This is a genomic window from Streptococcus sanguinis SK1 = NCTC 7863, assembly GCF_000194945.1.
In the GTDB taxonomy this organism is placed as follows: domain Bacteria; phylum Bacillota; class Bacilli; order Lactobacillales; family Streptococcaceae; genus Streptococcus; species Streptococcus sanguinis.
In genome coordinates this window covers 146,721-156,103 of record NZ_GL878508.1, presented here as the reverse complement: position 1 = coordinate 156,103, position 9,383 = coordinate 146,721, and the positions used below count along the sequence as shown (strand labels likewise).

Below are 9,383 nucleotides of genomic sequence, written 5' to 3'. Positions count from 1 at the left end.
GAAGTTTTTATTCATCAGGGAGTTTTTATCTTTTAAGGTGCGGGTAGATATACTTCCTCTCCTAGTTGACGTGCTATTAAACCAGCTCTCGCCAGCTGAAGCAAAGTCTTTGTGAATTCATAAATATGTTCTCTTTCACTTGCGGTCATCTCTTTTTTAGAAAACTTTCTTCTTAAAGCTTTGTAATTCCGACCTTCCTGCTGAAAGAAGGGAGCATCTTGTAAATAGGCTTTTACATTCTCCAAGTTTTCTAAAATACCAAGATGAAAAGCGGCAGAAGCAAAAGTTTTATCAAAAGGCTGGGTGCAGACGCTCCGAAACTCTACTGTCCCCCGTGTCGTCAAATCTTGATACTGGTAACTTCTGTGATTCTTGAAGTCTGCTTCCTTTGGTGTCAAGTTTACTTTCTCACCCGAGAGGCTATAAGCTTCAATAGTTCTCTGGATCAAGTATTCATTAGCAGCTATCGGATAGAAATAATAGGATTTACCCTCACGTTCGGCAGTAAAAAGTGCTGATCTATTAAGATATGCAAAAAATTCATCTTCAGTTTGAAAATCTTTTGAATTCACACCCGCATTTTCCTGTAAAATGCCATGCATCGATTGCTCCCAGAAAATATCCCGAGCTATTTTTGTATCCCAAGAAGAATCTGAAAACTCTGAATTGGCAAATAGATAGGCTTTAGCAGCTTCAATTTGATTGAAGACATTGATAACAGTTAAATAATTTTCTCTTGAGACATCCAGCTGCACTTGACTCCCACAAATAAAAGCGCCATATTCCGGATAATTGTGCAGACCATCCATGTTCTTTCCCATAGCTAAATACTGCATCAACATTTCATATCTTGGATACTTAACTGGACTATTATCATTTTCTGCCCAGAAAGGATGAATACCTTCTCCTTGAATTTCATGGTCTTCTTCGCGCAGAATTGGCTGAATAATGTTCAGATAGTTCTTAAAACGCTCTTCAACTTCTTGAATTCTACTAGCCTTGGCAAAAGCAAATTCCAAAGTATTGTAAGAGACCTCAAAAAGAATCCTGTCTTCATTTTTAGTAGATTTCAGTTGGATGGGATTGCCATCTCTATCAAATCGTTCCGACTCAAAATCATACTCTTCCAATAGATGCTTCAAGAGATTCTTGGCCACATTTGTATCAGTCGCTCCGCCCTGGCTATTGACAATAGGAAATTCTAACTCAATGCCAATGTAGACAGTTGGATTTTCTTTGATATTCTTTAAATAGCGTTCTTTTAAAATTTGGATTGAATCCATCATTTCCATTTCCTATAAATTTTTGATAGTGTTAAAGTATTATAACAAAATTTCAGGTATTTTCCTAGCCTCATGCAAAAACGCCTGCTTACGAAATTGTTTTTGCCTTAAAAGCAATTTCGTAAACAAGCGTCTACCTATTATCAACTATATGATGAGTGTTCCCGCTAGGAAAGAATCCTAGCGGTAGACCAGAGCTAGACTAAGAATAGAGATTCTATTCCATCATCATAACACTCAACAAAGATTGATGATCTTAAACTAATTCGATGATTGCCATTGGCGCAGCATCTCCACGGCGCGGTTCAGTTTTCAGGATACGAGTATATCCACCGTTGCGCTCTGCATAGCGTGGTGCAATCTCAGAGAACAATTTTTGAAGAGCAGTAGTTGTAGTATACTTTTCTGTTGCTTCATCATAGTTTTCTGATGCGATTTCATTACGTACAAAAGCTGCAGCTTGACGACGAGCGTGCAAGTCTCCACGTTTGCCCAATGTAATCATTTTTTCTACTGTTTTACGGATTTCTTTAGCACGAGCTTCAGTTGTCACGATTGATTCGTTGATCAGCAAATCAGTAGTCAAATCGCGAAGCATCGCTTTACGTTGCGAGCTAGTGCGTCCTAGTTTACGGTAAGCCATGTATTCCTCCTTTATTTATCGTTTTTTAACCCCAGACCGAGATCAGCAAGTTTAACTTTTACTTCTTCCAGACTCTTGCGTCCCAAGTTACGAACTTTCATCATTTCAGGCTCAGATTTTTCTGTCAAATCAAATACAGTATTGATACCTGCACGTTTCAAACAGTTGTATGAGCGAACTGACAAATCTAATTCTTCGATGGTCCGTTCCAAAATGCGGTCATCAGAAGTCTTTTCTGCTTCCTTCATAACGTCTGCAGCGATAGCTACTTCTGTCAGATTAGTGAAGAGATTCAAATGTTCCGTAAGGATGCGGGCTGAAAGTCCCAAAGCATCTTCTGGAATAATTGTTCCATTCGTTAAAATTTCAAGGGTTAGTTTGTCAAAACCATCGTTGCTACCAACACGAGCTGGCTCAACCTGGTAATTAACTTTTGTCACTGGCGTATAGATAGAATCCACCGCAAGTGTTCCCACTGGTGCATCATCTTTCTTATTTTCATCTGCAGGCACATAACCACGACCGCTGTTGACAGTCATCGTTGCCTTAAAGCTTGCGCCTTCTCCGATTGTAAAGAGATAATGATCAGGGTTTATAATTTCAATATCACTGTCTGTCAAAATGTCTCCGGCAGTTACTTCTGCTGGGCCTTCAACATCCAGTTCAATAATCTTTTCGTCTTGGACGTAAGATTTTACAGCAATTCCTTTGACGTTCAGAATAATTTGCATCACGTCTTCGCGGACACCGGAAATTGTATCAAACTCGTGCAAAACACCTTCAATATTAATTGAAGTAACAGCAGCACCTGGAAGTGAAGCCAAAAGCACACGGCGAAGAGAATTTCCCAGTGTTGTACCATAACCACGCTCAAGCGGCTCTACTACAAACTTGCCATAATCTTTATTTTCATCAATTTTTGTTATATTTGGTTTTTCAAACTCAATCATTTGCTATACTCCCTCTTAAACGAAAAGCAGTGTAACGGTTGGTGATTATACACGGCGACGTTTTGGAGGACGAGCACCATTGTGTGGTACAGGAGTCACATCACGAATAGCTGTTACTTCAAGACCAGCGGCAGCAAGAGCACGAATAGCAGACTCACGACCAGAACCTGGACCTTTTACAGTAACTTCAACTGATTTCAGACCGTGTTCCTGTGCAGATTTAGCAGCTGCTTCAGATGCCATTTGGGCAGCAAATGGTGTAGATTTACGAGAACCTTTAAATCCAAGAGCTCCAGCAGATGACCAAGCAATCGCGTTACCATGCACATCAGTAATCATAACAATAGTGTTATTAAATGTAGCGTGAATATGAGCAATACCGGATTCGATATTTTTCTTCACACGACGTTTACGTGTTGGTTTAGCCAAGACTTTTTACCTCCTTATATTATTTTTTCTTACCTGCAATCGCAACAGCTTTACCTTTACGAGTGCGGGCGTTATTTTTAGTGTTTTGTCCACGGACAGGAAGTCCACGACGGTGACGGATTCCACGGTATGAACCGATTTCCATCAAACGTTTGATGTTCAAGTTTACTTCACGACGAAGGTCACCTTCAACTTTAATCGCATCTACTTCACGACGGATAGCGTCTTCTTGTTCGATTGTAAGATCTTTTACACGGATGTCTTCTGAAACTCCAGCAGCTGCCAAGATTTTCTTAGAAGTTGGAAGTCCGATACCGTACACATAAGTCAGTGAAACGACTACACGTTTGTCATTTGGAATGTCAACTCCAGCAATACGAGCCATTTTTTCTCCTTTCTATCTTATCCTTGACGTTGTTTGTGTTTTGGATTTGCTGGGCAAATTACCATAACACGACCATTACGACGAATAACTTTGCAGTATTCGCAAATTGGTTTGACCGATGGTCTTACTTTCATTTTTTCCCTCCAAGTTTTTCGATTATTTAAAGCGGTATGTGATCCGTCCACGTGTCAAATCATAAGGACTCATTTCTACAGTCACACGGTCTCCCGCTAAAATACGAATATAGTTTTTACGAATTTTACCAGAAACTGTTGCTAAAATCTGATGTCCATTTTCAAGTTCAACCGTAAACATTGCATTAGGCATTGTATCAACTACCTTGCCTTCAACCTCAATCACATCGTCTTTTGCCACGCAAAAGTACCTCCATAAATTTCGATTTGATCCCTCTGAGCACAGAGGTAACAATTATAAGTCAGACTAATTCATTGTATCACTACTTGTCAAATATTGCAAGCAGGAAAAACGCTTTTATTTCAAATTTGTCAAGACTTTTTCGATAGCTGAGAAGACATCATTAATATCTTGATTCCCTTGAATATCATGGACCAGACCTTTGCTGCGATAGTGATCAATGATTGGCTGACCCTGAGCGATATTGACATCCAAACGACGCTTAACCGTCTCAGGCTTGTCATCTTCACGCTGGTAATAATCCTCTTCCTTGTAGTCTGCTGGCGGATTGAAGACCTTGTGGAAGGTTTCACCTGTTTCACGATGGATAATCCGACCACTCAAACGCTCCAGCAAGCTGTTAGGATCCACTTCGATATTGATAACTCCGTCCAAAGCCAAATCAAGCTCTGCTAGTGTTTGATCCAAGGCATTTGCTTGCTCAATCGTGCGCGGATAGCCATCCAAGAGGAAGCCTGTTTGCTTAATATCATCCTGGCTCAAGCGCTCTTTGACAATGCCGTTTGTCACTTGGTCTGGAACCAACTCGCCCTTGTCAATATAGGACTTGGCTAAAACGCCCATCTCTGTTTGGTTAGCAATCGCCGCACGGAACATATCTCCAGTCGAAATATGCGCAACATTGAAATGCTCAACGATTTTAGTAGCTTGAGTTCCTTTACCAGCACCTGGTAAGCCCATAATCAAAAGATTCATGATTGGTCTCCTTTTTTGTTTTTAAAGCAATCTATTAAACCGATTAATAAACTCGTTTAAAAACAAAATAGAAGGGGGTGAGTCTACTCTGTCCCCTTTTATTTTGTTTATTTTCGGTTCAAGAAAGGTTATCTGAACAAGCTTCTCATTAGATAAGCAATTCAAAAGTTCCCTTACTCTGATGTATCCATAAAGCCGACATACTTTCTCTTCAGCAAGTAGCCTTCTAGCTGTTTCATTCCCTCAATACCAGTTGAGATGATGATTAAGAGACTGGTTCCTCCAAGAGCAACGGCATCTGTCAATCCAAATACATCTTTAGCCAAAATAGGCAGGATAGAAATGAAACCTAGGAAGAGAGATCCCACTGTTGCCAAACGACGAAGCAGCTTAGACATGTAGTCTTCTGTTCCTTTACCTGGACGAACACCTGGAATGTAGGCTCCGCTCTTTTGCAGATTTTCTGCTGTCTTCTCTGGATTAATCTGTACAAAAGTATAGAAGAATGTAAAGAGGACAATCAGGAAGGCGTACATGAACATGCCACTAATGGTCGTTGTTGCCAAAAGTGACTGAGCTGTCTTAACCCAATCTGCGTCATAGCCCAAGGCACTGACAACTTGGAAAATCGCTGCCGGTGCAGCTGTAATCGAGCTGGCAAAGATTACTGGAATAACACCAGCTGGATTGACTTTCAGTGGCAGATAGGAGCTAGAAGGTGCCCCCTTCGCTACTTTCGTATACTGAATTGGAATTTTATATTCAGCCTGCTGTACAAAGGTTGTAAAGTAAATGATAAGCAGGACTGCCACAATCAGAATTCCTACAAAAATGAAGGATGAAGTCAAACGTTCACTAGGAATATTGACAAAATAATCTTCATAGATACCTTTAATCATATCAGGGATAGCTGAAACGATACCAGCAAAGATAATCATGGAAACGCCATTTCCGTAACCCTTGTCTGTAATCTGCTCACCCAGCCAAGTTACAATCATTGAACCAGTTGCTAGAAGAACGCAAATCAAAGCGTAGGTCTGAACATTAGGATTGGCAACCAGATTAGCTCTTGAGAGAGTATCAAAACCAGCGGTAATCCCAATTGCCTGCACAAAGGCCAAAACTAGGGCGATATAACGAGTCGCTTGATTCAGCTTCCTCCGTCCCACTTCCCCTTGCTTGCCCCACTCTACAAACTTCGGAAGCAAGTCCATTTGCAGCAGCTGAACAACGATCGAAGCTGTGATGTAAGGACTGACTCCAAGTGCAAAGACAGAGAAGTTGCGCATGGCGTTACCAGAGACCAAGCTTAGCATATTCAAGAATGGCAAATCATTCAAATTGCTTAAGGCTTTGGCATTAATCCCCGGAACCGTTATGGTTGTACCGATACGGAAAACTAAGATAATAAAAATCGTGAACAGAATCTTAGATCGTACCTGTTTGATTTTAAATGCGTCTTTTAATAGTTTGAAAAACATAGGTCACCTCGCTTAGATGACTTCCACTGAACCACCTTTAGCAGTGATAGCTTCTTCAGCTGATTTAGAGAATTTAGCTGCCTTAACAGTCAATTTCTTTGTCAATTCTCCGTTACCAAGAATCTTGATACCTGATTTTTCAGCTTTTACAATACCTGCTTCGATGAGAACAACTGGTGTTACTTCAGCGCCATCTTCAAAGGCGTTCAGTTGGTCAAGGTTAACAATCGCATATTCTTTGCGGTTGATGTTCAGGAAACCACGTTTTGGAAGACGACGGAACAATGGAGTTTGTCCACCTTCAAAACCAAGGCGAACGCCGCCACCGCTACGAGCTTTTTGACCTTTTTGACCACGGCCAGATGTTTTACCGTTACCAGATGATGTACCACGACCAACACGGTTGCGGACTTTACGAGAACCTGCAGCAGGTTGTAATTCATGAAGTTTCATTATATTATTTCTCCTCTTTTGTAAAATGCTAGCGCTCATATAGGAGAAAAGGTGTCTCCTATATAAACTCGCCTATACATATATTTAGTTTTAGGGGCTGAGAAAATCCCATCCCCTAACGTATTTTAATTTAAAGTTGTTAAACCAGCAAAGCTTATTTAACGTCTTCAACAGTTACCAAGTGTGATACTGCAGTAATCATACCGCGTACTGCTGGGTTATCTTCTTTGATAACTGAGCTGTTCAATTTGCCAAGTCCAAGTGCTACAACAGTTTTACGTTGTGACGGGATGCGTCCGATTGGAGACTTAGTCAAAGTAATTTTAATTTGAGCCATGTTATCCCCTTTCTTATGCCAAGTCAGAAACTGAAATACCACGAAGGGCAGCAACTTCTTCAGCGCGTTTTAATTGTTTCAAACCTTCAACAGTTGCGCGAACGATGTTGATTGGAGTGTTAGAGCCAAGAGATTTAGATGTAACATCTGCTACACCTGCCAATTCGATGACGGCACGAACCGCACCACCGGCAGCGACTCCAGAACCCTCAACAGCTGGCTTAAGCAATACTTTAGCTCCGCCAAATTCTGAAAGAACTTCGTGAGGAATTGTTGTGCCAACCATTGGTACTTCAATCAAATTCTTCTTCGCATCTTCAACTGCTTTGCGGATTGCTTCTGGTACTTCTTGAGCTTTACCAGTACCGAAGCCAACACGACCATTGCGATCACCAACAACTACAAGAGCTGCAAAGCGAAGACGACGTCCACCTTTAACAACTTTTGTAACACGGTTGATGGCAACTAAACGTTCTTCAAGTTCAACTGCGTTGTCTTTAAATGCCATTTTCTAGTGTCCTCCTCTTAGAATTTCAATCCGTTTTCACGAGCTGCATCAGCCAAAGCTTTTACACGTCCGTGATAGAGATATCCACCGCGGTCGAAGACGACTTCAGAAATACCTTTAGCAACTGCACGTTCAGCAACGAGCTTACCAACAACAACGGCTTGTTCTGTTTTAGTTCCTTTTGAAACTTCTTTGTCAAGAGTTGAAGCGCTTGCGAGCGTTACACCCGCTACGTCATCAATCACTTGAGCGTAGATGCCTGTATTAGAACGGAATACGTTCAAACGTGGGCGATCAGCAGTTCCAGAGAGTTTTCCGCGAACGCGACGGTGACGTTTTTGGCGGATTTTATTTTTATCTGGTTTCGTAATCACAATTTTCACCTCTTAATTTTAATCTTGTGCTTATGCACAACCTTGGAAAACAGCTTGTTTGGTTGAGAAAATCAGCCAGACAAGATTATTTACCAGTTTTACCTTCTTTGCGGCGAACGAATTCACCAACGTAGCGGATACCTTTACCTTTGTATGGCTCTGGAGCACGCAGGCTACGTACGTAAGCTGCAGTTTGTCCAACTACTTCTTTTGAAATTCCGCTGACAACGATAGTTGTTGGGTTTGGAAGTTCAAAAGTGATGCCTTCTGGTGCTTCTACTTCGTCTGGATGAGATTTACCAACTGAAAGTACAAGCTTTTTGCCTTGAAGTTGAGCACGGTAACCAACCCCACGCATTTCAAGTTCTTTCTTGAATCCTTCTGATACACCAACAACCATGTTGTTCAAAAGGGCACGAGTTGTTCCGTGGATTGTTTTCATTTCTTTTGAATCGTTTGGACGGTGAAGAGTTACTTCAGTTCCTTCCACACGGATTTCAATATTTTTTGAGAACTCACGAGTCAGTTCTCCTTTAGGTCCTTTTACAGTTACAACGTTGTCTTTGTTGCTGATCTCAACACCAGCAGGCAACACGATAACTTTATTACCAATACGTGACATGTATATATTCTCCTGTTAGATTGTCAGGCCGCAAGCGACCAGTTTTCACGGGGCTTAAATCGATTTCTCGATTTAAAGGAACATTTAGGTTTCAATTTCAAAGTGAATCTAGGCATCGTCTCGCAGACATAACTTTTGGTTAGGCAAGAGACGATAACGAAGAGTCACAAAGAAATTGGGAGCTAAATATTACCAAACGTAAGCGATAACCTCTCCACCAACATTCTTTTGGCGTGCTTCTTTATCAGTCAGCAAGCCTTCAGATGTTGAAAGGATAGCAATTCCAAGTCCGTTCAGAACTTTTGGAAGATCTTCGCGTTTTTTGTAAACACGCAGACCTGGTTTTGAAACGCGTTTCAAACCAGTGATAACTTTTTCACCATTTTGTCCGTATTTAAGAAATACACGGATGATGCCTTGTTTGTCATCTTCGATGATTTCAACGTTTTTTACAAAACCTTCACGCTTCAGGATTTCAGCGATCCCTTTTTTGATGTTTGATGCAGGCACTTCAAGCACTTCGTGGTTTGCTTGGTTAGCATTACGGATACGTGTCAGAAAGTCTGCAATTGGGTCAGTCATAACCATTTTATATTTCTCCTCTTACTAGTAGTTTGCAAGCTGCACTTGCTAGTTAATGATTGAGCTGGGCTCAGATTGTATTGACACATTCAAATAAGATAACTCTTATTTGAACACGAGCTACAACCTGGGCAAAAAAGATAAATTTGTTTTGGAGCATCGCTCCTTCACCAAATTTCCTATTTTTGCTGTGGTTGTTACGCTC

General features: G+C 41.0%; 15 protein-coding genes. All 15 read right to left on the bottom strand.

Annotated elements, in window-relative coordinates:
- Positions 1 to 32: 32 nt before the first annotated feature.
- On the bottom strand, positions 33 to 1,292 hold the full coding sequence (locus HMPREF9378_RS03720; RefSeq protein ID WP_002899672.1) for a glutamate-cysteine ligase family protein: 1,260 nt from the start codon (positions 1,290 to 1,292) through the stop codon (positions 33 to 35).
- Between the two features lie 247 nt (positions 1,293 to 1,539).
- Positions 1,540 to 1,926, bottom strand: coding sequence for a 50S ribosomal protein L17 (gene rplQ / locus HMPREF9378_RS03725; protein WP_002894521.1), 387 nt, complete (start codon positions 1,924 to 1,926; stop codon positions 1,540 to 1,542).
- An 11-nt stretch (positions 1,927 to 1,937) separates the two neighbouring features.
- Positions 1,938 to 2,876 (bottom strand): DNA-directed RNA polymerase subunit alpha, encoded by a 939-nt coding sequence (locus HMPREF9378_RS03730; protein ID WP_002894519.1) that lies wholly within the window; start codon positions 2,874 to 2,876, stop codon positions 1,938 to 1,940.
- Between the two features lie 45 nt (positions 2,877 to 2,921).
- Positions 2,922 to 3,305, bottom strand: coding sequence for a 30S ribosomal protein S11 (gene rpsK, locus HMPREF9378_RS03735; RefSeq protein WP_001118385.1), 384 nt, complete (start codon positions 3,303 to 3,305; stop codon positions 2,922 to 2,924).
- A gap of 19 nt (positions 3,306 to 3,324) precedes the next feature.
- A complete protein-coding gene (gene rpsM / locus HMPREF9378_RS03740; protein ID WP_002894516.1) occupies positions 3,325 to 3,690 on the bottom strand; it encodes a 30S ribosomal protein S13 in 366 nt (121 codons plus the stop codon).
- A 17-nt stretch (positions 3,691 to 3,707) separates the two neighbouring features.
- Complete coding sequence (rpmJ, locus tag HMPREF9378_RS11275; RefSeq protein WP_001808836.1) at positions 3,708 to 3,824, bottom strand: 50S ribosomal protein L36; 117 nt, start codon at positions 3,822 to 3,824, stop codon at positions 3,708 to 3,710.
- A gap of 22 nt (positions 3,825 to 3,846) precedes the next feature.
- Entirely contained in the window at positions 3,847 to 4,065 is a 219-nt protein-coding gene (gene infA, locus HMPREF9378_RS03745) for a translation initiation factor IF-1 (RefSeq protein WP_001029883.1), read from the bottom strand.
- Between the two features lie 117 nt (positions 4,066 to 4,182).
- Positions 4,183 to 4,821, bottom strand: a complete 639-nt coding sequence (locus tag HMPREF9378_RS03750) for an adenylate kinase (RefSeq protein WP_002899670.1) — start codon at positions 4,819 to 4,821, stop codon at positions 4,183 to 4,185.
- Between the two features lie 173 nt (positions 4,822 to 4,994).
- Complete coding sequence (secY, locus tag HMPREF9378_RS03755) at positions 4,995 to 6,302, bottom strand: preprotein translocase subunit SecY (RefSeq protein ID WP_002894513.1); 1,308 nt, start codon at positions 6,300 to 6,302, stop codon at positions 4,995 to 4,997.
- A 12-nt stretch (positions 6,303 to 6,314) separates the two neighbouring features.
- Positions 6,315 to 6,755, bottom strand: a complete 441-nt coding sequence (gene rplO / locus HMPREF9378_RS03760; RefSeq protein ID WP_002901833.1) for a 50S ribosomal protein L15 — start codon at positions 6,753 to 6,755, stop codon at positions 6,315 to 6,317.
- A gap of 154 nt (positions 6,756 to 6,909) precedes the next feature.
- A complete protein-coding gene (gene rpmD, locus HMPREF9378_RS03765) occupies positions 6,910 to 7,092 on the bottom strand; it encodes a 50S ribosomal protein L30 (RefSeq protein WP_002899668.1) in 183 nt (60 codons plus the stop codon).
- A gap of 13 nt (positions 7,093 to 7,105) precedes the next feature.
- The gene (rpsE, locus tag HMPREF9378_RS03770) at positions 7,106 to 7,600 is read right to left on the bottom strand and encodes a 30S ribosomal protein S5 (RefSeq protein WP_002894506.1); all 495 of its coding nucleotides are present in this window, start codon (positions 7,598 to 7,600) and stop codon (positions 7,106 to 7,108) included.
- Positions 7,601 to 7,617: 17 nt separating this feature from the next.
- Positions 7,618 to 7,974, bottom strand: coding sequence for a 50S ribosomal protein L18 (gene rplR / locus HMPREF9378_RS03775; protein ID WP_009659213.1), 357 nt, complete (start codon positions 7,972 to 7,974; stop codon positions 7,618 to 7,620).
- Positions 7,975 to 8,059: 85 nt separating this feature from the next.
- Positions 8,060 to 8,596, bottom strand: coding sequence for a 50S ribosomal protein L6 (gene rplF / locus HMPREF9378_RS03780; protein ID WP_002899667.1), 537 nt, complete (start codon positions 8,594 to 8,596; stop codon positions 8,060 to 8,062).
- A 189-nt stretch (positions 8,597 to 8,785) separates the two neighbouring features.
- Positions 8,786 to 9,184, bottom strand: coding sequence for a 30S ribosomal protein S8 (rpsH, locus tag HMPREF9378_RS03785; protein ID WP_002899666.1), 399 nt, complete (start codon positions 9,182 to 9,184; stop codon positions 8,786 to 8,788).
- Between the last annotated feature and the right edge of the window lie 199 nt (positions 9,185 to 9,383).